Here is a 23,682-nt window from a genome sequence, read left to right as displayed (position 1 = left end):
CCGGGCCCAGAGGTCGCTCCGGGCCCGGTACTTGGCGGTGTGCTTTCGCTTACCGCTGGTAGTGCTTGGTGGGCGAGCAGTTGTCCGGGTTGAGCGAACCCTTGTCACGGCAGACGCGGATGTAGGCGTCGTCGGTGTACTGCTGCGCGGGCGCCCAGTTGAGGAAGTTCAGAGGAACGCTCTTCTTCTGCTTCCCGTTGTAGCGGCTCCAGTCGTAGCCCTCGACCTTCACCTGCATGTACACGTTGTGGTCGTCGCCATCACTCGTGTCCTTCAGGTTGCCCTTCCACTCGAAGGCGCCGTGATTCGTGCCCGACGGGTGCCACTTGTACTGGGCGCTGTTGAACTCGGCGCCCGAGGTCGTCATCGTCGGAATGGTGTGCCACGAGGCGGCAACCGCCGAGCCCGCCCCCAGGGCGAAGAGGCCCGCCGCAAGGGCGCCTACGGCCAACTTACGCATTTTTCCTCCCGTTTTTTATTCTGTTATGCGGCCCTGGCGGTCAACCAGAGCGGATGTGAAGCTAACACCGGGCAAGGAGTGGGATCGGGGTGGTCAGTTCGATCTTGCCCCCATCTGCCCGATCTCCCGGCAGACGCTCTTTGACGTAACTTTGCCCCCACCTTGCATGAACATGACGTTCCGCTGCGCCCGCCACCACAACCGCCACGACCATCACCATCACGCAGCGTGACGCTTCCGCTCGCAGTGGTTACCGGCGCGCCGTACGTTGGGCGGGACAGTCCCTCCACCCACGAAGGAGAAGATCATGGCCGCCAAGGACAAGGGCAGCATGGACAAGATCAAGGGCAAGGCCAAGGAGATGTCCGGGAAGGTCACCGGCAACCGCGAGCAGCAGGCCGAGGGCAAGATGCAGCAGGCGCGCGGTGAGGCCAAGAAGATGAAGGGCAAGGCCCAGGAGCGCGCGCAGCAGACCCGGCGCCCGGCGCAGCGCGACGGAGTGTGAGGACGCGCGGCGCGCGGGCGGGCCACCGCCGACCGGTGGTCCGCGGTCCGCGCGGCCGGCTCCCCTGACGAGGGGGCTCCCATGACGGGAGCCCCCTCGTCATGTCCGCCTCCCCGGGCCCGCCCCGCGCGGACACACAGGTGCAAACTCACGCATCACGGGTACCCGGCGGCCATGGAGTCACCGGTGACAGGACCGGCCCTGCCGGAGAGCAGAGGCCCCATCTCGGCAGCCGTCACGGCGTTCCTGCGGGGCGAAGGACCCCCGCCGGGCAGCCGTGCGATCGCCGGGGCCGACCCCTTCGGGGACGATCTCCAGCTCGCCCTCTACCTCTGCTACGAACTGCACTACCGGGGCTTCGCCGGCGTCGACGCCGGCCTCGAATGGGACCCGGAACTGCTGCGCTGCCGGGCCGCGCTGGAATGGCCGTTCCTGGAGTCGCTGCGCGACCGGGCGACCCGGCACATGAGTGCCGAGGAAGCGCTGGACGACCTGCTCGTGGAACCGGCCGCCGACGACGGCGGCGTCAGCGGCTTCCTCCAGGACCGGGGCGAGCTGTGGCAGGTGCGCGAGTACGCGGCGCAGCGCTCGCTCTACCACCTGAAGGAGGCCGACCCGCACGCCTGGGTGCTGCCCCGGCTGTGGGGGCGGGCGAAGGCGGGGATGGCCGCGGTGGAGTTCGACGAGTTCGGCGGAGGCCGGGCCGAACGGGTGCACGCGCGCCTCTTCGCCGACCTGATGACCGACCTCGGCCTCGACCCGGAGTACGGACGCTATGTGGACGCGGCCGGCGCCGAGGCGCTCGCCCTCGTCAACCTGATGTCCCTCTTCGGCCTGCACCGCGCCCTGCGCGGCGCCCTGGTCGGGCACTTCGCGACGGTCGAGATCACCTCCTCCCCCGGCTCCCGGCGGCTCGCGCGTGCCATGCGGCGGACCGGGGCGGGCCCCGCCGCCGAACACTTCTACGACGAACACGTGGAGGCAGACGCCGTGCACGAGCAGGTCGTCCGACGCGAGGTCGTCGCCGGGCTGCTGGAGGAGGAGCCGCAGCTGGACGCCGACGTGGCCTTCGGCGTCGACGCCACCAACCATCTGGAGGACACCCTCGCCGACCGTCTCCTCGGAGCATGGCGGGCGGGCCGTACGTCCCTGCGCGCGCCGGTCTGACGACCCCGCCGTCCACCCGTCCGCCCGTCCGCCCGCCCGTCCTCCCCCCGTCCTCTCTCCCTCCCGCCGACCCGCCTGCCAGGAGGCCCATCCCCGTGAACCCCCTCTCCCTCCCCGTGTCCCTGCCCGGCGTCTACGCCCCGCAGGACGACACCGAACTCCTGGTCCACGCCCTGGGGCGCGAACCCCTCGCGCCGCGGGCCCGTGTGCTGGACGTCGGTACGGGGACGGGAGCCGTCGCGCTGGCCGCGGCGCGGCGCGGCGCGGACGTCACGGCGGTCGACATCTCCTGGCGGGCCGTGCTGAACGCCAGGGTCAACGCCCTGCTGGCGCGGCTGCCGATGACCGTCGTCCGAGGGGACCTGCTGGGGCCCGTGGCCGAGCGGTCCTTCGATCTCATCCTGTCCAATCCGCCGTACGTGCCGGGCCCGGCTGGGGCGCGGCGGCGCGGGCCCGGCCCGGGGCCGGGCGCGGCGCCGAGACCCGACAGGCTCGGCCACGCCCGGGGCGCCGCGCGTGCCTGGCACGGCGGCTGGGACGGCCGGCTCCTGCTGGACCGGATCTGCCGGGACTCGCCGGGGCTGCTGCGGCCCGGTGGCGTCCTGCTGCTGGTCCACTCGGCGCTGAGCGACGCGGAGCGGACGCTGACGCAGTTGCGGACGGCGGGGCTGCGGGCCGGGGTCGTGGACCACCGCCGGGTCGCGTTCGGGCCCGTCCTGCGGGAGCGGAGCGACTGGCTGCGCCGGCGCGGGCTGCTGGGGGCCGAGGGTCACGCCGACGGCGACGAGAAGGAAGGGCTGGTGGTCATCCGTGCCGAACGTCCCCGCTGAACGCCGCCGCGTCACGCTGCAACGCCCCGGCCCGCTGCTGGTCGAGGGACCGGTCGAGGTCGCCCTGGACGACGGTACGACCGTGTCGTCGGACCGTTTCTGCGTGGCCCTGTGCACCTGTCGCCGCAGCCGGATCTACCCCTGGTGCGACACCAGCCACCGCCGCCGCGCCCAGCCACAGCCTCAGCCGTCCCGGCCCCCACAGCCCACACAACCGGCACGGGGCTCGCAGCCGACCGGCACGGACGGCTCCCGCCCGACGCCGCCGCCCTCCTGAAAGGACCCCGACAGCATGCAGCCCGAGGAGCACACACGGCCGGAGCAGCGGTCGTACTGGATCGAGAGCGCGCCGAACGAGGACGAACACCCGGCGCTGGACGGTGATCTGAACGTCGACGTTGCGGTGGTGGGCGCGGGCATCGCGGGGATCAGTACCGCGTGGGAGCTGGCGCGGCGCGGGCGGCGGGTGGCGCTGCTGGAGGCGGACCGGGTCGCGGCGGGGGTCACGGGGCACACGACGGCCAAGGTGACGGCGTTGCACACGCTGGTCTACGACCGGCTGCGGCGGACCCGGGGCGCCGAGGCGGCCGCGCTGTACGCGCGGTCGCAGAGCGAGGCGATCCGGCATGCCGCCGCGGTGGTGGAGGAACTGGGCATCGCGTGCGACTGGGAGGACGCGGCGGCCTACACGTACGCCGAGGACGAGGGGCGCGTGGCGGAGCTGCGGGCCGAGGCGGAGGCGGCGCGGGAGGCCGGGCTGCCCGCCGAGTTCGTGACGGAGACGGGGCTGCCCTTCCCGGTCGCGGGGGCGGTGCGGGTGGCGGACCAGGCGCAGTTCCATCCCCGTAAGTACCTGCTGGCGCTGGTCGGGGACCTGGTGCGGCAGGGCGCGTCGGTCCATGAGCGGACGCGGGTGACACGGCTCAAGGAGGGCTCGCCGTGCCGGCTGACCACCGACGCGGGGTTCACCGTGACGGCCGAGGACGTCGTGGTCGCCACGCACTACCCCGTCTTCGACCGGGCGCTGCTGTTCACCCGGCTCTCCCCGCGCCGCGAACTCGTGCTCGCCGCGCCGGTGCCCGCCGCGGCGGACCCGCACGGCATGTACATCACCCAGGAGCAGCGCACCCGCTCCGCGCGGACCGCCCCGTACGGGGACGGACAGCGGCTGCTGATCGTCACCGGGGAGCACTTCACGCCGGGGACGGCCGGTGTCGAGGAGCGGTTCGAACTCCTCGCGGACTGGGCCGTCGAGCGTTTCGGGCCACTCGGCTTCACCCACCGCTGGGCGACGCAGGACAACGACTCCACCGACTCCGTGCCGCTCGTCGGCCCCTTCCACGCGGGCAGCCGGCACACCTGGGTGGCGACCGGGTTCGGCGGTTGGGGCATGAGCGGCGGCATCATGGCCGGACGGCTGCTGGCCGAGTCGATCACCGGGCACAAGGCCGCGTGGAGCGACCTGTACGACCCGCGCCGGGTGCTCAGCGCGGTGCGGGAGGCGCCGAGCTTCCTCAAGCATCAGGCGCAGGTCGCCCGTCACTTCGTCGGCGACCGGATCAGCCCGCCCGGGAACGCCTCCGTGGACACGATCGCCCCGGGGGACGGCGCGGTCGTCCGCGTCGGCGCCCACCACCACGCGGTCCACCGGGACGAGGACGGCTCGCTGCACGCCGTCTCCGCCCGCTGCACCCACATGGGCTGCCTGGTCGGCTTCAACCGCGCCGAACGGACCTGGGAGTGCCCCTGCCACGGCTCCCGGTTCGACGTGGAGGGCCGGATCGTCCAGGGACCCGCGACGAAGCCGCTGGAACGGCGGGACATCTGAGGCGAGGCCGCCACCCACGCCCGGCGGGGTGCCGCACCTCGCCGGACGGCGTGTACGGTCCGAAGGCATGAAACTCGCGTTCTCCACTCTCGGTGTCCCCGGTCTCCCCGTCGCCGACGTCGTACGGCTCGCTGTCACGCACGGCTATCACGGCGTCGAGTTGCGCGCCCATCCCGAGGAGCCGGTGCATCCGGGGATCGGGGCCGGCGAACGCGCCGAGGTGGCCGCCGAGTTCAAGGCGGCGGGGGTGGAGATCCTGGGACTCGCCGGGTACGCCCGCGTCGCCGCGCCGGGCGAGGACGGTCCCGTACTGGACGAGATCCGCGGCCTCCTGGACCTGGCCCGGGACTTGGGCGCCCCCTTCGTCCGCGTCTTCCCCGGCGCCGACCCGGCCGGCGGCCAGAGCGCGGACGAGGCCGACGCGATCGCGGCGCGGCGGCTCGGCACGGCCGCGGAGGACGCGGCCGACCGGGGCGTCCGGATCCTGCTGGAGACCCATGACTCGCACCGCACCGGCGCCGACGCGATCCGGGTGCTCGGCCCGGTCGGCCACGGCAGTGTCGGCTCGCTCTGGGACGTGATGCACACCTGGCTCGGCGGCGAACAGCCCGCCGAGTCCTACGCCGCCCTCTCCCCCTTCCTCGGGTACGTCCAGGTCAAGGACATCGCCTCCCCCGAGGACACCACCCCGCTCCCGCTCGGCGCGGGCGTCCTGCCGCTCGGCGAATGCGTCGAACTGCTGTCCCGCAAGGACTGGGACGGGTGGCTGTGCTGGGAGTACGAGAAGCGGTGGTACGAGGAGGCCGCGCCGCTGCCGGAGCTGCTGGCGGCGGGCCGGGAGCACCTCGGACGACTCCTCAACGACGCCGCGTAAAGCAGGGGCCTGAGCTTGAAACGTCAAGCTCAGGCCCCTGTCCTTTGCGGTGGCGCGGATTTTGACCGCGAATCAGTATCCACTCACCCAAAGTCGATCACGCCCCGAACAAGTACCGACAGTAACTCCGGGAAAACGGAGCGCTGCGACCCGCCCTTACAGCAGACTTACCTCCCGCGACGGCTGGCGCAACTGGCCACGTATCGGGGGTATTTGGCATATGCAAGGCACGGTCGACGGTTTCAGCTACGGCGCGGTCACCCCGGTGGCCGCCTATGTCATGGCCTGCCTGGGCGCGGCGCTCGGCCTGCGCTGCGTCGTGCGGTCGGTCTACAACGAGCAGTCCTGGAAACCCGGTTGGCTGGCCCTCGGGGCCGCCTCGATCGGCTGCGGCATCTGGACGATGCACTTCATCGCGATGCTCGGGTTCCGGGTCAAGGAGAGCGAGATCCACTACGACGTCGGGCTGACCGTGCTCAGCCTCGTCGTGGCCGTCTCCGTCGTCGGCATCGGGGTCTTCGCCGTGGGCTACCGCGGGGTCAGCACGGCCTCCCTGTGCTCGGCGGGATGCGTCACCGGCCTCGGGGTGGCGGCCATGCACTACCTGGGCATGGCCGCCATCCAGCTGAACGGCTACATCCGCTACGACCTCGCCGTCGTCGCCCTCTCCATCGGCATCGCCATCGTCGCCGCGACCGCCGCGCTCTGGGCGGCCGTGTCGATCCGGGGCTTCCTGACCAGCCTGGGCGCCAGCCTGGTGATGGGGGTCGCCGTGTCCGGGATGCACTACACGGGCATGGCCGCGGTGGGGGTGCATCTGCACAGCACGGCCCCCGGCACGCCCACCGGCGAGTCGCCCACGTCGATCCTGCTGCCCATGCTCATCGGGCCGGCCATCTTCCTGCTGCTCGCCGGGGTGGTCGTGATGTTCGACCCGATGCTGGTGCTCGGCGAGGGCGACTGGGACCGGTCCGCCGCGCGCGGCCGGCAGCGCGAGCCCGACGCCCCGCGGCAGTCCCGGCTCGCCGACCGCCCCGACGTCCCGCTCCCGCACCCCGACGACGACTCCACCGGCTCCCTCTTCGACCCCCGCCCCCGCCGCGCCGAGCCCCAGCCCCGCCGGACCGGAGACCGCGCCCAGCAGTGGTGACGAGGGGGGTGCGTGAAGACACGGCCCCGCGGGCCTGAAAAGCACGGGGCGCAGCCCCTGCTTCCCAGGGGCGCGGGGAACTGCGCGAGAAGCCCACCGGACCCGCCCCCGAGAACGCACCCGAACCCACCCCCACCCGCTCCACCCCACCCTGCTCCGCCCCGCCGAGCACCCCCGTTCCCTTGACCGGAAGAAACTTTCCGGATAATCGTGGCACCCTGGAAGTTTTCTTCAGTCCGCAGCTCCCTCTCTCCCCCTCCGGAAGGAGCGCCGCACGTGCCCTCCAGACGAACCCTTCTCGCCGCCACGGCGGGCGTCACCACGGCCCTGGCCCTCGGCACCGACGCACAGGCCGGCAGCGGCCCCGACGACAAGCGACTCCGCCGTCTCATCTCGCGCATGCCCCTGGAGGAGAAGGTCGGCCAGCTCTTCGTGATGCGGGTCTACGGGCACTCGGCGACCGCGCCCGACCAGGCCGACATCGACGCCAACCTCCAGGAGCTGGGCGTCCGGACGGCCGCCGAGCTGCTGGCGAAGTACCGGGTCGGCGGGATCATCTACTTCTCGTGGGCGCACAACACCCGCGACCCCCACCAGATCGCCGCCCTGGGCAACGGCATCCAGCGCGCCTCCCTCGCCCTCCCCCGCGGCCTGCCCGTGCTGGTCTCCACCGACCAGGAGCACGGCATCGTGGCCCGGGTCGGCAGGCCCGCCACGCTGCTGCCGGGCGCGATGGCCCTCGGCGCGGGCGGCTCCGGGACCGACGCCCGCGAGGCCGGCCGCATCAGCGGCGCCGAACTGCGCGCGCTCGGCGTCCGGCAGGACTACGCGCCGGTCGCCGACGTGAACGTCAACCCCGCCAACCCGGTCATCGGCGTACGCTCCTTCGGCGCCGACCCGAAGGCCGTATCGAAGCTGGTCGCCGCGCAGGTGAAGGGGTATCAGGAGGCCGGGGTCGCGGCCACCGCCAAGCACTTCCCGGGGCACGGGGACACGGCCGTCGACAGCCACTACGGCTTCCCGGTCATCGAGCACACCCGGAAGCAGTGGACGGCCCTCGACGCCCCGCCGTTCCGGGCCGCGATCCGCGCCGGGATCGACTCGATCATGACCGCGCACATCATGGTCCCCGCCCTGGACCCCTCCGGCGACCCGGCCACCCTGTCCCGCCCGATCATCACCGGCATCCTGCGCGGCGAGCTGGGCTACGACGGGGTCGTGGTCACCGACTCGCTCGGCATGCAGGGCGTCCGGGAGAAGTACGGCGACGACCGGGTGCCGGTGCTGGCACTGAAGGCCGGTGTCGACCAGCTGCTCAACCCGCCCTCGATCGACGTGGCATGGAACGCGGTCCTCGCCGCCGTGCACGCCGGTGAGCTGACCGAGGCCCGTCTCGACGCCTCGCTCCTGCGCATCCTGCGGCTCAAGGCGAAGCTGGGGCTGTTCGAGCGGCCGTACGTGAGTGACGCCGGGGTCGACCGGGTGGTGGGGACCGCGCGGCACCTCGACGCCGCCGACAGGATCGCCGAGCGGACCACGACCCTCCTGGCCAACGAGGGCGCGCTGCTGCCGCTGAACCGCCGCAGGCACCGCAAGGTGCTGGTGGTCGGCGCCGACCCGGCGTCCCCGACGGGCACCACGGGACCGCCGACGGCCGTCCTCGCCGCCGAACTCACTTCCCTCGGCTTCACGACGACCCGGCTGTCGACCGGTACGGCCCCCACCCAGGCGGTCATCGATCAGGCCGTCGCGGCGGCGGCCGGCCAGGACGCGGTGGTCGTGGCGACGTACAACGTGACGGCGACCGGTACGCAGAAGACCCTCGTCGCACGGCTCCTCGCCACCGGGGTCCCGGTGGTGGCGGTCGCGGTCCGCAACCCGTACGACGTGGCCCACCTTCCCGGGGTGAAGGGCTGCGTGGCGTCGTACTCCTGGACGGACGTGGAGGTGCGGGCGGCGGCACGGGTGCTGGCCGGGCGGGTCGCGCCGCGCGGGAAGCTGCCGGTGCCGGTGCAACGGGCCGACGACCCGGCGCGGGTGCTCTACCCGATCGGGCACGGTCTGACGTACGGAGCCTGAGCCGCGGAGCCTGAGCCGCGGAGCCGACGCACGGGCCCAGACGTACGCCTCCTGACGTAGGGGGCCTACGCCGCACGATTCGCACACCGCCCCCAACTGGCGCAAAGCGCACGATATGTCCGGCGTGACCCCTCTCCCGAGGTCACGCTGGACGGGGGTTCATCGGGGGGTGGCCATGCGAGGGGTGCGTCGCGTTCGAATGGTGCGCGCAGGAGTGCTGATGTCCGCGGTCGTCCTGACGGTCGCCGCGCTGTCGGGGTGCCAGGGCTGGTCCGGCGGGACGGGTGAGGAGTCCGGGGAGCGGACGACCACGGCCGTGCCGACCCTGCCGTCCGGGTACGGGACGGTGTTCCTCGGCGTCGACGAGTGCAGTTCGTTCGGGACGACCAGCTACACCGAGGTGCCCTGCGCGGGCGAACGGGCCGCGGCCCGGGTGGTGGCGCGGCACGACGACCGGGTCGGTCAGGGGCCGCCCTGCCCGCCGACCACCGACTTCGTCCTCCACATCAGCGAGTCCCGGCCCGCCCCGGACGGGTCCGACGGGCCCGGTGCGTCGGGTGCGTCGGGTGCGTCGGGTGCGTCCGGCGAGGACGAGGACGGCGACGGTTCCGTGCCGCAGGGCTACGCCTGTATGCGCAAGCTGCAGCCGCCGCACCCGGGCGATCCCGGCGGCGGAGGCGGCCCCCGCACCATCGTGGGCGACTGTGTCTACGGCGCCGGGCGGGGCGAGGTCCGCGAGACGGCCTGCGACGGCCGGGGCAGGCACGACCCGGAGTACGAGGTGACGACGGCCGTCGACACGAGGACGCGGTGTCCGGCCGCCACGGACCTGTACGTACGACTGGGCGGGGAGTGGCCGGTGGGCTGCGCGGTGCCGGTGTGAGGGGCCGGTGCGAGGGAGGGGTAACGACAGGGCCCGGCTGCCACCGGACGGTGGCAACCGGGCCCGACCCGCCTGCTGCTCCCGCAGGTTACGGCCGGAGCGTCATCTCCCGCTCGACGTCACGCTTGTCGAGCTTGGAGTCGAACTTCGCCAGCGGCTTCGCCTTGCTCGGGTCGGCCTGGACGGCGGCCGGGGCGACGCCCGCCCACTTCAGGATCCGGGCCGTGGCCAGGTCCTTCTGCGCCTTGACGAGACCGGCGACGTTGGCACCGTGGTTGGCGCCGGGTGCCGTGAAGACGTACGAGTCGCGCGCCTTCTTGCCCAGGTGGAACGGCTCGGAGCCCCACGGGTCGTTCTGCCCGTAGACGAACAGCATCTGCTTGGCGTTGTTCCGGACCCAGGTGTCGACGTCGTGCATCGCGTTCGGGTCGAACGTCATCTTGATGTCGCGCGGGACGAAGTTCCGGGGCGGCTGGTAGCCGTAGCGGATGTACTTCTTCTCGATGTGCGGGAACTTGATGTCGGGCGCGCCCAGCTGCGTACCCGCCTGGTAGTAGTACGGCGTGTACGGCTCCAGGCCCTGGTCGGCGTAGGCGGAGAAGCCGGAGATCGTGTCGATGGACGTCCAGATCTCGTCGTCCGTCGCGGCCTTGGCGTCCTTCGGGATGACGTCGCCGTCGCAGTCGGCGAGCAGGCTGTACTGCCAGAAGCCCCACACGTAGTCGAGGACGACCGCCTCGTACGCCTTGTCGAGGCTGCCGATCGTGTCGAAGGTGAGGCCGTCGGCGGCGGCGACCTCCGCGTACTTCTTCTCCAGCGGCTCACGGCGCACCAGCGCCTCGCGCTGCACGGCGTTCAGCCGGTCGCGGCACTCCTTGGTGCCGACGTTCGCGAAGAACCGGTCGTACGCCGAGTCCTCGTCGTTGACGACGTCGTTGGGGGCGACGTACGCGACGACGCCGTCCATGTCGTGCGGGTAGAAGCGCTCGTAGTAGGTGGCGGTCATGCCACCCTTCGAGCCGCCGGTCGAGATCCAGTTCTCGCGGTAGATCTTCCTGAACGCCCTGAAGATCCGGTGCTGGTCGCTGGCCGCCTGCCAGATGTCCAGCTTCGACCAGTCGGCCGGGTTGGGGCGGGAGGGGTTGAAGAACCGGTACTCCATGGAGACCTGGTTGCCGTCCACGATCTGGGTGGGCTCGCGGCGGCCGGGGTTGGTGGAGACGTTGTAACCGCCGGTGTAGAAGACCGTCGGCCGGGCCGTGTCCTTGTGCAGCACGGTGATCCGCTGCTGGAACGTGCCCTTCTTCGGGTTCCTGTGGTCCACCGGCTGGGTGAAGTTGAGGACGAAGAAGCGGTAACCCGGGTACGGCTTCTCCTGGATCAGGCTCACGCCCGGTATGGCGAGCAGTCGGTCCTTGATGTCGGCGGTGTCCGACCCGGCGGCCGTGGCCGCCCCCGCCGTGCTCAGTGTGCCGATGAGCACCACGAGCGACAGCACCCACCTGAGTGCTTTGCGCATGCGTTTCTCCCCTATGCAGCGGCTGTGCGCCGGAAGCTATCGGAGCCACCGCCGGGGCACCAGGGAAGAATGGGGCCAACTGGACTGCTTTCGGCCGCAGATGGGAGGGATAGGGAAAACCCTGTGTGGGACACCGACCCGACGGAGCCCCCGGCGCGGGCCGGGGCGAGGCGGGGCGGTTCAGCGCAGGATCCAGCCGGAGTCGTAACTCCGGCCGCCGGCCTTCGCCTTGATCCACACCGGGCGCCGGCCCGCGTGCACGGTCACGGGACCGGCGGGGTGCTTCTCGTTGCGCACCCACTGGCCGCCCCGGGCCCGGATGCGCAGGGTCCCCTTGCGGGCCTGCTTCCGCGGCACGAGCACGGCACACACGTACCGGCCGCCCTTGCGGTAGACCCGTACGGTGCCGGTGTCGAACGTCAGGGTCCGCACCTTGCGCCCGGGGCACGACGCCGCCGCCTCCGCGCTCGCCGGCGGCCCCGCCAGGGACAGCAGCCCGGCGGCCGTCAGCACGGCCAGTACGAGCGCCACGCGCCGACGTATCCTCCGCCCGCTCACTGCAGCCCCTCCCGCCACCCATCCGTACTGATGTACGGACGCGTAACCCCCCTCGAACGGTTGCGCGCTCAAGGGGACACGCTACGGATTCAGAACCGGCTCGCCCACGAACGTGCGCCACAGTGCCGCGTACCGGCCCTCGCGGGCCAGGAGTTCGTCGTGGGTGCCGTCCTCCACGACCCGGCCGTGGTCCATGACGACGACGCGGTCGGCGCGGGCGGCCGTGGTGAGCCGGTGGGCGACGACGAGGGTCGTACGGCGCCCGGCGAGGCGGTCGGTGGCGTGGTTGACCTGCGCCTCGGTGGCCAGGTCGAGCGCAGCCGTCGCCTCGTCGAGGAGCAGGACGTCCGGGTTCACCAGCTCCGCGCGGGCCAGGGCGATCAGCTGCCGTTGCCCGGCGGAGAGGTTGCGTCCGCGCTCGGCGACCTCGTGCAGGTAGCCGCCGTCGAGCGTGGCGATCATGTCGTGGGCGCCGACCGCGCGGGAGGCGGCCTCCACCTCGGCGTCGGTCGCGTCGGGGCGGCCGTAGGCGATGGCGTCCCGGACCGTGCCCTGGAAGAGGTACGCCTCCTGGGGGACGACGCCCAGCCGGTGCCGGTACGAGGTGAGGTCGAGATCGCGCAGGTCGGTGCCGTCGACCGTGACCCGGCCGCCGGTCGGGTCGTAGAAGCGGGCGACGAGCTTGACGAGCGTCGACTTGCCGGCGCCGGTCTCGCCGACGAAGGCGACGGTCTGACCGGCGGGGACGGTGAGGTCCACACCGCTCAGGGCCGCTTCCCCCTCGGTGGAGGCGCCGTACGCGAAGTCCACGTCCTCGAACCTGATCTCGCCGCGCAGCGAGCGGACCCGGCGCGGCTCGGCGGCGGACTTCGTGGACGTCGGCTCCTGGAGGAGTTCCTGGATGCGGCCCAGGGAGACGGTGGCCTGCTGGTAGCCGTCGAAGACCTGGGAGAGCTGCTGGACGGGGGCGAAGAACAGGTCGATGTAGAGGAGGTAGGCGACCAGCGCGCCGGTCGTCAGGGTGCCCGCGTCGACGCGGTGGGCGCCGACGATCAGGACGGCCGCGGCTGCCGCCGAGGACAGGAACTGCACGAACGGGAAGTAGAGGGAGATCAGCCACTGGCCGTGGACCCGGGCCCGGCGGTAGCTGTCGCTGCCGGCCGTGAACCGCTCGCCGCCCGCGCGCTCGCCCCGGAACGCCTGCACGATCCGCAGCCCGGCCACCGACTCCTGGAGGTCCGCGTTGACCACGGAGACCCGCTCGCGGGCCAGCTCGTACGCCTTCACGCTCGCCCGCCGGAAGAAGACCGTGCAGACGATCAGCGGCGGAAGCGTGGCGAAGACGACGAGGGCGAGCTGCACGTCGAGCACGAGCAGGGCGCCCATGATGCCGAAGAAGGTGACGACGGAGACGAAGGCCGTGACCAGGCCGGTCTGCAGGAACGACGACAGAGCGTCCACGTCGGTCGTCATCCGGGTCATGATCCGGCCCGTCAGCTCCCGCTCGTAGTAGTCGAGTCCGAGGCGCTGCAGCTGGGCGAAGATCTTCAGGCGGAGCGAGTAGAGGACGCGTTCGCCGGTACGGCCGGTCATGCGCATCTCGCCGATCTGGGCCGCCCACTGCGCGAGCACCGCGACCAGGCCCAGCAGGGACGCGGCCCAGACCGCGCCGAGGGCCGCCTGGGAGACGCCGTCGTCGATGCCGTGCCGGATCAGCACGGGCAGCAGCAGGCCCGTGCCCGCGTCGACGGCGACGAGCGCCAGGCTGATCAGCAGGGGCAGGCCGAAGCCGCGCAGCAGCCGCCTCAGGCCGTACGACTCCTCCGGCGCGACCGCGCGGGCCTCGTCGATGCCGGGGGTGTCGGTCGCCGGGGGCAGCGCCTCGACCTGGGCGAGGAGTTCGGGGGTGGCGGGGGTGCCGTCGAAGGCGGTGTCGCGGGGCTCGCGGTCACCGGTCCACAGCCGGGGCGTGATGCCGCGCTCGGCGTCGAACTCGGCGTCCAGCTCGTCCCTTATCGAGTCGCGTACGGGGGTGTCGTCGGCCTTGGTGAGGGAGGCCGGGGGGATGTGGCCGGGTGAGACGCCGCCGAGTTCGTCGGGGTCGGTGAGCAGCCGGCGGTAGAGGGCGCAGCGGCGCTCCAGCTCCTCGTGGGTGCCGATGTCGGCGAGGCGGCCCCCGTCGAGGACGGCGATGCGGTCGGCGAGGTTCAGGGTGGAGCGGCGGTGGGCGATCAGGAGGGTCGTGCGGCCCTCCATGACGCGGGTCAGGGCCTCGTGGATCTCGTGCTCCACGCGGGCGTCCACGGCGGAGGTCGCGTCGTCGAGGACGAGCAGGCGGGGGTCGGTGAGGATCGCGCGGGCGAGGGCGACGCGCTGACGCTGGCCGCCGGAGAGAGTGAGGCCGTGTTCGCCGACCTTGGTGGCGTAGCCGTCGGGCAGCTCGGCGATGAAACGGTCCGCCTGGGCGGCGCGGGCGGCGGTCTCGATCTGTTCGTCGGTCGCGTCGGGGCGGCCGTAGGCGATGTTGGCGCGGACCGTGTCGGAGAAGAGGAAGGAGTCCTCGGGGACCAGGCCGATCGCGGCGCGCAGCGAGTCGAGGGTGAGTTCGCGGACGTCGTGGCCGCCGATGAGGACGGCGCCGCGGGACACGTCGTAGAAGCGAGGGAGGAGGAGGGAGACGGTGGACTTGCCGGAGCCGGAGGAGCCGACGACGGCGAGGGTCTCGCCGGAACGGATCTCGAAGCTGAGGCCGTCGAGGACGGGGCGCCCGTCGGCGTAGCCGAAGGACACGTCGTCGAACTCGACGGTCGCGGGCGCGTCGGCGGGGAGGTCCTTGGTGCCGTCGGCGAGCGTGGGCTCGGTGTCGATCAGCTCCAGGACGCGCTCGGTGCCGGCGCGGGCCTGCTGGCCGACGGTGAGGACCATGGCGAGCATGCGGACGGGGCCGACGAGCTGGGCGAGATAGGTGGAGAACGCGACGAACGTGCCGAGCGTGATGTGGCCGCGCACGGCCAGCCAGCCGCCGAGCGCCAGCATCGCGACCTGGCCGAGGGCGGGGACGGCCTGGAGGGCGGGGGTGTACCGGGAATTGAACCGGATGGTCCGCAGCCGGCCCGCGTAGAGCCGCCGGCCGACCTCCCGCAGCTTCCCGGTCTCCTGCTCCTCCTGCCCGAACCCCTTGACCACGCGGACGCCGCTGACGGCGCCGTCGACGACACCCGCGACGGCGGCGGCCTGGGCCTGGGCGTACCAGGTGGCGGGGTGCAGCCTGACGCGGCTGCGCAGGGCGATCCACCACAGGGCGGGGGCGACGGCGATCGCGACCACGGTGAGGGGCAGGGACAGCCACGCCATGATCACGAGGGAGATCAGGAACAGCAGGATGTTGCCGATGGTCATCGGCAGCATGAAGAGCAGGCCCTGGATCAGCTGGAGGTCGCTGGTGGCGCGGCCGACGACCTGACCGGTGGACAGCTCGTCCTGCCGCCGCCCGTCGAGGCCGGTGATCGTCCCGTACATCTCCGTGCGCAGGTCGTGCTGGACGTCGAGCGCGAGGCGGCCGCCGTAGTAGCGGCGGACGTAGGTGAAGACGTACACCAGGAGGGCGGCGCCGATCAGGGCCGCCGCCCAGGGGGCCATGTCCCGGGTCCGGTCCCCGATCACGTCATCGATGATCACCTTGGTGATCAGGGGGACCAGGGCCATCACGGCCATACCGCCGAGGGACGAGCCGAGGGCGAGGATCACGTCCCTGGGATGCCGCCAGGCGTATCCGGCGAGTCTGCGCGCCCACCCTCGGTCGCCCCCCTGCTGCGCTGTCACGCCGGTGCCCTCCGCTCGTCCTGGTCTCCGCTGGAGACCAACACGCGGGGCCGCGGATTTCATCCCGCCGCAACAATCGGGGAGCGGGGTCTCGGGGGTCCTCAGCCCAGGGCCTCAGGCCATCCGCACCCGCAGGGAGTAGAAACGGGTCGTCTGGACGGCGTTCTGGTTGTCGTCGCTGACCAGCAGCACGTCCAGCCGTCCCGGCCCGTGTCCCCCGTGCCACCGCTGCCCGGTGACGGTCATCCCCTCGATGTTGTCGAGCAGCGGGTTCGGCTGGGGCTGTCTGGCGGTGGCGCCCAGGGTGGGGCAGTCCACGAGGTCGGCGAGGAGGGTCTTGCCGACGAGCCGTCCGCCGTCGCCGTCCCGCCCGGTGAGGACGTCCGTGCGGGAGGTGTCCGTGGCGCGGCGCGTGTCGGCGGCGTAGAGGCGGACCGTGTTGCCGACCCCGGCGGTGAAGCCCCGCTCCAGCACCAGCAGCCGCCCGCCGGGCAGGCCCGCCACCTCGACGACGCCGAGTCCGGTGTCGGCGCGGTAGCCGTACTGGGCGGCGAGCCGGAAGTCCGGTGCGCCGCCGTGCCGCCGCCAGGTCTGGAGGCGGACGACCCCGGCGGCGTCCCCGTCGAGCGCGCCCTCCATCGAGGCGAGCAGCGTGCGCCCGCCGGGCAGGAGGGTGAGTCCCTCGAAGGTCTGGTTGGCGACGGCCCGCCCGGCCGGGGCGACGCGCAGCGCGGCGGGCACGGGCAGGGTGCCCAGGAGCCGGCCCTCGCGGTCGTAGCGCCGGACCGACGGTTCGGTCTCGGAGGTGACGAGCCGGGTGCCGTCACGGTCGACGGCCAGCGCCTCGGAGTCGAGCGCGGCGCCGCTCTCCGTGGCGAGCGGGACGACGCCCCGCGGCCGGAGCGTACGGCGGTCGAGGGTGAAGAGGGAGGACCGGTCGGAGACGGCGAGGAGCGAGCCGTCGCGGTCGCGGGCGAGACCGGAGAGGTTGCCGACGTAGGTGCCCTCGTAGGTCGTCCTGTCGAGGGCGTCGGAGTACGCCTCGATCGACACGGACGGCGAACAGGCGTGGCCGCGCGGCGAGTCGGCGTGGACGGGGCCGGCGGCGGCCAGGGTGGTGGCCGCCGCCAGACCCGCGGTCAGGGACGCGACGAGGCTTCTGAGAGACATGGCGTCACGGTAGGACGACGCCGGTGATCCGCGGATGGCCTCGTCGTGAACGTCCGGATGCCGACGGCGGCGTCACCCGTTCCCGGGCACCGGGACGGTCGCCTCCTGGGGCCGGTCGGTGGGCACGTAGCGCTGCACGCTCGGCGCACCCGAGGCGCTCGGGGCGACGGGCACGAGATCCTTGTGGATCACCTTGGCGACCCCCTGGATGGTGTTGACGCCGTACTGCATGTCCGGGTTGCCGTGGGTGAGGACGGTGATCGTGTAGTCCCGCCCGCCGCCGCTGAACGTGCCGACGCTGTGCACCCGCCAGCCGTGCGTGGCACGGGACAGCCACCCGTTCTTGACGTGCACCTTCACGGTGGAGGGCGCCCCGGCCGGGGTGCCCCAGCGCTGCGAGGCGACGACCTTGTTCATGAGCTTGAGGACGTAGGCGCGGGCGTTGTCGCTCAGCACGGTGTTCTTCGCGGTGAGCAGCGCGAGGAGGCGCTGCTCGTCCCGGACGGTGATCTGGGTGAGGCCCCAGTAGTTGTCCGCGCCCGGCTTGGTCTGGGTCATCTTGGCGGCGGTCAGGAACGCCTTGATCTTCTTCATGCCGAGCTGCTTCCACAGGGTGCTGGTGGAGGCGTTGTCCGACTTGGTGATCATGGCGGTGGCGAGCTTGGTCTCACGGTCGGTGAGATAGCGGTTCGTCTTCTTCGCGTCGAACAGCAGCGCGGCGAGCACCGTCACCTTGACGACGCTGGCCGAGTCGAAGGCCGTGTCCCCGCGCAGCGTGCAGGTGGTGCCGGTGGTCCGTTCGGACAGCCCGACGGCCACCGTCCCCTTCCGCTTCGCCAGCGCGGCGGTGATGTCCTTCTGCAGCTTGTCGGCCAGACCGGCCTGCTTCGACGTACAACTGACCTGCGGGGCCGGCGCCGCCGCGGCGGCCGGCGCGAACGCCACCGCCGCCGACGACACGACCATCCCGGCGCCGATCCCCGCAGCTATCACACGCGCACCTCTGGACGTACGCGACACCCGGGATACCCCCGATATCCGGTGAGTCATCTACCTTTTCCCATCCCCTATGAGCGACTGGAACCCGCCAAGGGCGGGTTCACCACAGTCGACTCGTGAGAATGCACGATAGTTGTACGTCAGTTCGTTTCTGAACCGTGCGGAAAGTTCGAGGACCGTGCGGAGAGTTCGAGGACCGTTCGGGAGGTCCGCGGGCCTCCGGGAAGGAGTGCGGGCCGGCACCTGCTCGCCGCCCACGCGCGCGGGGCCCGAGGTACGGGAAGGTCGCCACGGCCCTGTTCCGGGCGATACCGGACCTCCTCCCGCCCGACGGTCTGCTCCCGCAGTACCTGCACGGAAGGCGGCAGGACGACTTCCACGAGGGCTTCCGTCACCAGCACGGTGAGCACGTCGTCGCCCACGGCGATCTGGTGCGGTGACCCGGCCCCCGGCGGCGGGTGGGGGGCGACGGGTGGGGGCGGCGGCGGGAAAAGCGCCCCCGCTCCGCCGCCGGACCATAGGGTCGGCGTCATGACGACCACCCTGGAGACGATCCACGACGTGCCCGTGCTGATGTGCGCCCCCGAGGGCGGGACGATCGCCCGCGAGAGCGACGCCCTGGATCTCATCGGGGACGCCGGGTACCAGGGCGCCGGCTGGGTCGTCGTCCCCGTCGAGCGGTTCGACGAGGCGTTCTTCCAGCTGCGTACGCGCGTCGCCGGCGACATCGTCCAGAAGTTCGTCCAGTACGGCGTCCGCCTCGCCGTGATCGGCGACATCTCCCGTCACACGGAGGCCAGTTCGTCCCTGCGGGACTTCGTCCGTGAGTGCAACCGCGGTCGTCAGACGTGGTTCCTGACCGACATCGACGAACTGCGCGAGCGTCTGCGAGCCTGAGGACCTCGGCGCGGCCCCCGCGGCTCCCGCGGGGGCCGCCGTGATCGGAAACCGGCCAGGATCTCATGCGCGTACGCGTCCGTACGCGTCCGTACGCGTCGCGTCCCGCGGGCCGAGGGCCGGACGGCCCGGTGGGCCGCCCTCGGCGCGGCCCCCGCGCGTCGCCCGCCGAACTCCCCCGGACCACGCCCAGCAGCCGCTGTCGAGGACCATGCCCTTCATCCGACCAGTTCGTGCTGCCGCTCCGCCGAAGGCTCCGGCTGCCGTGCCGGCGCGGCCTTCCCGGCCCATCGTCTTTCGTTGCGTACGTAGCCGTAGCCGACCGAGGCCATCATCAGCAGGAGGAGCGGTCCGAACACCCACGGGTACCGGGCCATGTCCAGCGCCAGGAAGCGATAGGCCAGCAGCAGCGCGGCGAACACGGTCGTGCCGTGGACGATCAGCCACACGCCCGACCGGTCCCAGCCGCGGTCGGCCGTGCGCAGCCCCGCCTCGATGGTGAGCGTGAAGACGACACCGGCGATGAGATCCACGCCGTAGTGGTATCCGAATCCCAGCGTCGCGGTGAGCGTGGCGATCAGCCAGAAAGTGCCCGCGTGGCGCAGGAAGCGCGGGCCGCCGCGGGAGTGGATGAAGATCGCCGTGGCCCACGCCGTGTGCAGACTGGGCATGCAGTTGCGCGGGGTGATCTCGTCGTACGGCATCGAGTGCGGGACCCCGACCGGCGGCGGAACGTCGGGCCACAGGTGGGCGAGCGCCCACTGCCCGCCGCCGGTGCCGAACGCGCCGGGACCGTAGGCGAAGACCGGTCCGACCACCGGGAAGATCATGTAGATGCCCGGCCCGAGGAGGCCGATCACCAGGAACGTGCGCACCAGGTGGTGGCGCGGGAAGCGGCGCTCGGCGGCCACATGACGCAACTGGTAGAGCGCGACGGCGACCGCGGCCACCGCGAGTTGGATGTAGACCCAGTCGAGGAGATGGGTGCCGACCGGGCCGGTGGCCCGGACCATCCGGCCCACCAGCCACGACGGGTTGCCGAGCGCGTGGTCGGCGGTCGCCAGGTACGGATCGAGCACCGTGGGGCGGGTCTTGGACGTGATCAGCAGCCAGGCGTCCCCGGTCTTGCGGCCGGTCACCAGCAGCAGGCCCAGCCCGACGCCCTTCAGCAGCAGCAGCCGTTCACGGCCGGTGCGGCGCGTGAGGGCGATGACCACGCAGCCCAGCAGCACCCACAGCGCACCGTTGCCGAACATCATCTTCGCGTCGAGGGCCCACCGCACCAGGAAGAAGACGACGTCGATCCCGATCGCGACGCCGGCCGCGACGAACCGTTGCCGCCAGGTGAGCACCACCATCGTCAACGCCATACTGGCGTACAGCAGCGGTCCCGACTTGGGGGCGAATATCACCTCTCGCGCCTGGTTGGTGATCGGACCCGGCAGCCCGTAGCCACGCGAGACGATCTCCAGCGCGAGTATGAATCCGAGGGTCGCGACACCCGCCACGGCCCACAGAATCACCCTCGGCCGACGCGACTTGTCGGACGCGAACACGCTTCTTATTCGCGGGACCACCCGCGAGACCATGGATATCAATTATCCGGCCGTCGTCTCGTTCGCGGGGCCGGGTCTCTTCTCGGTGTGCAACATGGCTTTCCGGTGGCTGGTGGGGGCGGGTGGACCGTTCCCGACGGGCGGGACCGCGCACGCGATCCGGGACCACGGGCGCGGGATCAAGGATCACGGGCACGATCAAGGATCACGCACACGGGTTCCGGGATCACGGGCGGGATCCCGGCGACCACGAGCGGGATCTCGGATCACGAGCGGGATCGCCCCTGGGAAGACCGCCGGCCGCCTCTTGAGGTTGCTCGCGGCAGGACACGCGGGCACCACGTCCGCCGCGCGACGCGGAGCCGGTCCACGGCTCGTCCACTGATCCACCCCCACTCGCCCCCAGCCCGCCCTCGCGTTCCCCACCAGCATCGGGGACAGCCGCGAGAAGGCATAGAGCGCGCCGCACGCTCGGGCGGACCAGCCCGGCCCCGGCCCGCGACCGGCCGAGGGACGTACCGGCCAGCCACCCCGCCTCGCACCCGCCCAGCACACCTGATTTCCCACGTCAATTGGGGTCTCCCCGCGGACCGGGGCACGCGAGAGGGGCCTGGGGCACGAGGGTTGTCCCGTTGGCCAGAACGTCACCGAATCGCCTTCTCTCCGTAACACGCGAGCTGACCCGTCCATGCCAATCTCTCGATTGCCCACACAGTCAACCCGCGTAGAACGAGACTCCCCGAAGCAACTCCTCGTGCTGCGCGGCCCTCTGGGAAGGGACACCCCTCATGCCCGCTGCGCGGATACGCAGTTGGAAGTCGGTCGCTCTCGCAACGTCGGCCGTGCTCGTCGGTATCGTCCTCCCCGCCGCCACGGCCTCCCCCGCCTCGGCGACGACCACCGCCTACGACGCGACGTACTACAAGAACGCGGTCGGCAAGACCGGCACGGCCCTGAAGTCCTCCCTGCACACGATCATCAGCGCCAACGTCTCCAAGATCTCGTACTCCGCGGTCTGGAACGCGCTCAAGGTCACCGACCAGGACCCGAACAACACCAGCAACGTGCTCCTGCTGTACAGCGGTGTCTCCCGCAGCAAGTCCCTCAACGGCGGTGACGTCGGCGACTGGAACCGCGAGCACACCTGGGCCAAGTCCCACGGCGACTTCGGCGAGGCGATCGGCCCCGGCACCGACCTGCACCACCTGCGCGCCTGCGACGTGACGGTCAACAGCACCCGCGGCAACCTGGACTTCGACAACGGCGGCAGCTCCGTCACCAACGGCGGCGGCAGCACCGTCGACTCCGACTCCTTCGCGCCGCGCGCCGCGGACCGGGGCGACGTGGCCCGCATCATCCTCTACATGGCCGTCCGCTACGAGGGCGACGACGGCTGGCCCGACCTGGAGCCCAACGAGAAGGTGGGCAACGGCAGCAACCCGTACATGGGCAAGCTCTCCGTCCTGAAGGCCTGGAACGAGGCGGACCCGCCGAGCGCCTTCGAGGAGCGGCGCAACCAGGTCATCTACGACACCTACCAGCACAACCGCAACCCGTTCATCGACCACCCGGAGTGGGTCGAGGCGATCTGGTAGCCGCCCGCCGAGCGCGGTGGCCCCCCGGCCCGTACATCCCCCACGTACGGGCCGGGGGTTCGCCGTTTCCCCGGCCGCAGCCACCCGCCCCGATCGGGATCGCTCAGTTACCGACCCATGACATTCGCACGTACAACCGATGAAGGCCCGGTCGAGTCGGACTACACGGACGCGGCTCCTCCGCCACGCCGGACCACATCGACCCGAAAGGCACGTGCATGTCACGAGCACGAGCACGACACAGCATCCGCGCGACACGGCTGAGCGCATCCATGGCGGCGGTGGCGCTGCTGACAGGGGGCCTGACGGCGCTGTCGCTCGGACCGGCCTCGGCGGCCCCCGCGAAGGTGGGCGTGGCGGACGACTTCAACGGCGACGGATACGCCGACCTGGTCGTCGGCGCCCCGAACGCCAAGGTGTCCGGGAAGGCCAAGGCGGGCTACGTGACCGTCCTGTACGGCTCGAAGAGCGGGGCGTCGGCGGCGAAGAAGAAGCTGATCAGCCGCTCGACGAGCGGTGTGCCGGGTGCCGCCACCGCGAACCAGCGCTTCGGCTCGACGTTCACCAAGGGCGACCTGGACCGGGACGGCTACGGCGACCTGGTGATCTCCGGCGGCACGGCGGGCTCGGTGATCGTCTGGGGGTCGGCCTCCGGGCTGACCGGCGGTACGAGCATCGCCAAGTACGGGGCGGCCCCGCAGGCGGGTGACTTCGACGGCGACGGCAAGACCGACCTCGCCCTCTTCTCCGTCCAGGACATCAGCGGCGACGACCCCGAGGGCGCACCGGCGGCCCTGTGGAAGGGGCCCATCTCCCGCGCGGCCAAGCCCAAGGCCGTACTCCCGCTCCTCGACAAGTCCCTGTGGTGGGGCTGGTACGAGGAGGACGCCTCCTGCGCCACCGGCCACGGCTGCGAGAACGGCCCGTCCTCCATCACCGGCCCGGTCGTCTCCGGCCAGGTCGGGGACGTCAACGGCGACGGCCGCGACGACCTGGTCCAGTGGCACTACACGGGTGACGGCACCTACGGCAACCGGCTCCTCCTGGGCGGCGCCTCGGGCTTCAAGCGCGGCTTCGCCCCCGGCGACGACACGACCCGCACTCCGGCCGGCACGGGCCTGGGCGACGTGAACGGCGACGGTTACGACGACGTGGTCGTGGGCGCCGACGGCTGGACCGACCAGGTCCGCGTGGCCTACGGCTCCGCCACCGGCACCTCGGAGTCCAACGTCCAGACCTTCGACCAGAACCTGCCCGGCTTCCCCGGCGCGCAGGAGGACGGCGACCTCGTCGGCTCGGCGGTCTCGGTCGCCGATGTCACCGGCGACGGCTACGCCGACCTCGCCCTCGGCATCGCGTACGAGGACGTCGGCGACATCACCAACACCGGCGCGGTCGCCCTGGTCCCCGGCAGCGCCGCCGGCATCACCGGCACCGGGACGACGGTCTTCCACCAGAACACCGCCGGGGTCCCCGGCGCCGCCGAGGCGGAGGACAAGTTCGGTACCACCACGGCTCTGGTGGACCTCGACGGCAACGGCCACCCCGACCTCGCCGTCGGCGCCCCCGCCGAGAACAGCGACAACGGGGCCGTCTGGGTCCTGCCCGGCACCGCGACGGGCGTGACCACCACGTCGGCGCTCTCCTTCGGCCCGGGCGACGTCTCGGCGCCGGCGACGGACGCGATGTTCGGCGCGTTCCTGCGCTGACCGCTCCCCGGTCCGGCGTGACGGCCGCGCGCGGTCACGCCGGACCAGGTGGGGTGCCTGGGCCTGGGCCTGGGCCTGTGA

Annotated in this window: 18 protein-coding genes and 1 pseudogene; 12 read left to right on the top strand and 7 right to left on the bottom strand. The window is 72.0% G+C overall.

Features of this window, described 5'->3' with window-relative positions; translation table 11 throughout:
• Window positions 1-49: 49 nt before the first annotated feature.
• The gene (locus ACZ6BB_RS07420) at window positions 50-367 is read right to left on the bottom strand and encodes a hypothetical protein (RefSeq protein ID WP_319364639.1); all 318 of its coding nucleotides are present in this window, start codon (window positions 365-367) and stop codon (window positions 50-52) included.
• 400 nt (window positions 368-767) lie between these two features.
• Between ACZ6BB_RS07420 and ACZ6BB_RS07415 the strand changes: the two genes are divergently transcribed.
• The 9 genes and pseudogenes from ACZ6BB_RS07415 (at window position 768) to ACZ6BB_RS07375 (ending at window position 9,776) form a co-directional block, all read left to right on the top strand.
• Window positions 768-965: a CsbD family protein gene (locus ACZ6BB_RS07415; RefSeq protein WP_471614353.1), complete on the top strand. Its 198-nt coding sequence runs from the start codon at window positions 768-770 to the stop codon at window positions 963-965.
• 174 nt (window positions 966-1,139) lie between these two features.
• Window positions 1,140-2,132, top strand: a complete 993-nt coding sequence (locus tag ACZ6BB_RS07410) for an iron-containing redox enzyme family protein (protein WP_471614352.1) — start codon at window positions 1,140-1,142, stop codon at window positions 2,130-2,132.
• A gap of 95 nt (window positions 2,133-2,227) precedes the next feature.
• Window positions 2,228-2,962 (top strand): methyltransferase, encoded by a 735-nt coding sequence (locus tag ACZ6BB_RS07405; protein WP_471614351.1) that lies wholly within the window; start codon window positions 2,228-2,230, stop codon window positions 2,960-2,962.
• Window positions 2,943-3,137: pseudogene (locus tag ACZ6BB_RS07400) on the top strand (CDGSH iron-sulfur domain-containing protein); the annotation flags it as partial. The gene ACZ6BB_RS07405 and the pseudogene ACZ6BB_RS07400, both read left to right, overlap by 20 nt.
• 117 nt (window positions 3,138-3,254) lie before the next feature.
• Window positions 3,255-4,790 (top strand): FAD-dependent oxidoreductase, encoded by a 1,536-nt coding sequence (locus ACZ6BB_RS07395; protein ID WP_471614350.1) that lies wholly within the window; start codon window positions 3,255-3,257, stop codon window positions 4,788-4,790.
• Between the two features lie 67 nt (window positions 4,791-4,857).
• Window positions 4,858-5,664: a sugar phosphate isomerase/epimerase family protein gene (locus ACZ6BB_RS07390; protein ID WP_471614349.1), complete on the top strand. Its 807-nt coding sequence runs from the start codon at window positions 4,858-4,860 to the stop codon at window positions 5,662-5,664.
• Between the two features lie 220 nt (window positions 5,665-5,884).
• On the top strand, window positions 5,885-6,814 hold the full coding sequence (locus ACZ6BB_RS07385; protein WP_471614348.1) for an MHYT domain-containing protein: 930 nt from the start codon (window positions 5,885-5,887) through the stop codon (window positions 6,812-6,814).
• Window positions 6,815-7,090: 276 nt separating this feature from the next.
• Window positions 7,091-8,893 (top strand): glycoside hydrolase family 3 protein, encoded by a 1,803-nt coding sequence (locus ACZ6BB_RS07380; protein ID WP_471614347.1) that lies wholly within the window; start codon window positions 7,091-7,093, stop codon window positions 8,891-8,893.
• 220 nt (window positions 8,894-9,113) lie between these two features.
• Complete coding sequence (locus tag ACZ6BB_RS07375; RefSeq protein WP_471614346.1) at window positions 9,114-9,776, top strand: hypothetical protein; 663 nt, start codon at window positions 9,114-9,116, stop codon at window positions 9,774-9,776.
• 88 nt (window positions 9,777-9,864) lie between these two features.
• On the opposite strand, the gene ACZ6BB_RS07370 is transcribed toward ACZ6BB_RS07375, so the two are convergent.
• The 5 genes from ACZ6BB_RS07370 to ACZ6BB_RS07350 form a co-directional block, all read right to left on the bottom strand.
• Window positions 9,865-11,295: a S28 family serine protease gene (locus tag ACZ6BB_RS07370; RefSeq protein WP_471614345.1), complete on the bottom strand. Its 1,431-nt coding sequence runs from the start codon at window positions 11,293-11,295 to the stop codon at window positions 9,865-9,867.
• Between the two features lie 180 nt (window positions 11,296-11,475).
• A complete protein-coding gene (locus tag ACZ6BB_RS07365) occupies window positions 11,476-11,826 on the bottom strand; it encodes a hypothetical protein (protein ID WP_471614344.1) in 351 nt (116 codons plus the stop codon).
• Window positions 11,827-11,934: 108 nt separating this feature from the next.
• Entirely contained in the window at window positions 11,935-15,675 is a 3,741-nt protein-coding gene (locus ACZ6BB_RS07360) for an ABC transporter ATP-binding protein (protein WP_471614343.1), read from the bottom strand.
• A 114-nt stretch (window positions 15,676-15,789) separates the two neighbouring features.
• A complete protein-coding gene (locus tag ACZ6BB_RS07355; protein WP_471614342.1) occupies window positions 15,790-16,845 on the bottom strand; it encodes an esterase-like activity of phytase family protein in 1,056 nt (351 codons plus the stop codon).
• 72 nt (window positions 16,846-16,917) lie between these two features.
• Entirely contained in the window at window positions 16,918-17,811 is an 894-nt protein-coding gene (locus tag ACZ6BB_RS07350) for a serine hydrolase (protein WP_471614718.1), read from the bottom strand.
• A 564-nt stretch (window positions 17,812-18,375) separates the two neighbouring features.
• Here ACZ6BB_RS07350 and ACZ6BB_RS07345 point away from each other — a divergent pair.
• The gene (locus tag ACZ6BB_RS07345; protein WP_471614341.1) at window positions 18,376-18,741 is read left to right on the top strand and encodes a DUF4180 domain-containing protein; all 366 of its coding nucleotides are present in this window, start codon (window positions 18,376-18,378) and stop codon (window positions 18,739-18,741) included.
• A gap of 218 nt (window positions 18,742-18,959) precedes the next feature.
• Here the strand turns inward: ACZ6BB_RS07345 and ACZ6BB_RS07340 are convergent, their stop codons facing one another.
• Window positions 18,960-20,330, bottom strand: coding sequence for a phosphatase PAP2 family protein (locus tag ACZ6BB_RS07340; RefSeq protein ID WP_471614340.1), 1,371 nt, complete (start codon window positions 20,328-20,330; stop codon window positions 18,960-18,962).
• A 755-nt stretch (window positions 20,331-21,085) separates the two neighbouring features.
• On the opposite strand from ACZ6BB_RS07340, the gene ACZ6BB_RS07335 reads away from it, so the two are divergent.
• Window positions 21,086-21,892 (top strand): endonuclease I family protein, encoded by an 807-nt coding sequence (locus ACZ6BB_RS07335; RefSeq protein WP_471614339.1) that lies wholly within the window; start codon window positions 21,086-21,088, stop codon window positions 21,890-21,892.
• Between the two features lie 218 nt (window positions 21,893-22,110).
• Window positions 22,111-23,601 (top strand): hypothetical protein, encoded by a 1,491-nt coding sequence (locus ACZ6BB_RS07330; protein ID WP_471614338.1) that lies wholly within the window; start codon window positions 22,111-22,113, stop codon window positions 23,599-23,601.
• Window positions 23,602-23,682 lie beyond the last annotated feature (81 nt).

It is taken from the genome of Streptomyces sp. NPDC041108 (assembly GCF_055592645.1).
Note: the sequence above shows the minus strand (reverse complement) of the source record. Positions and strands in the feature narration are given on the sequence as shown.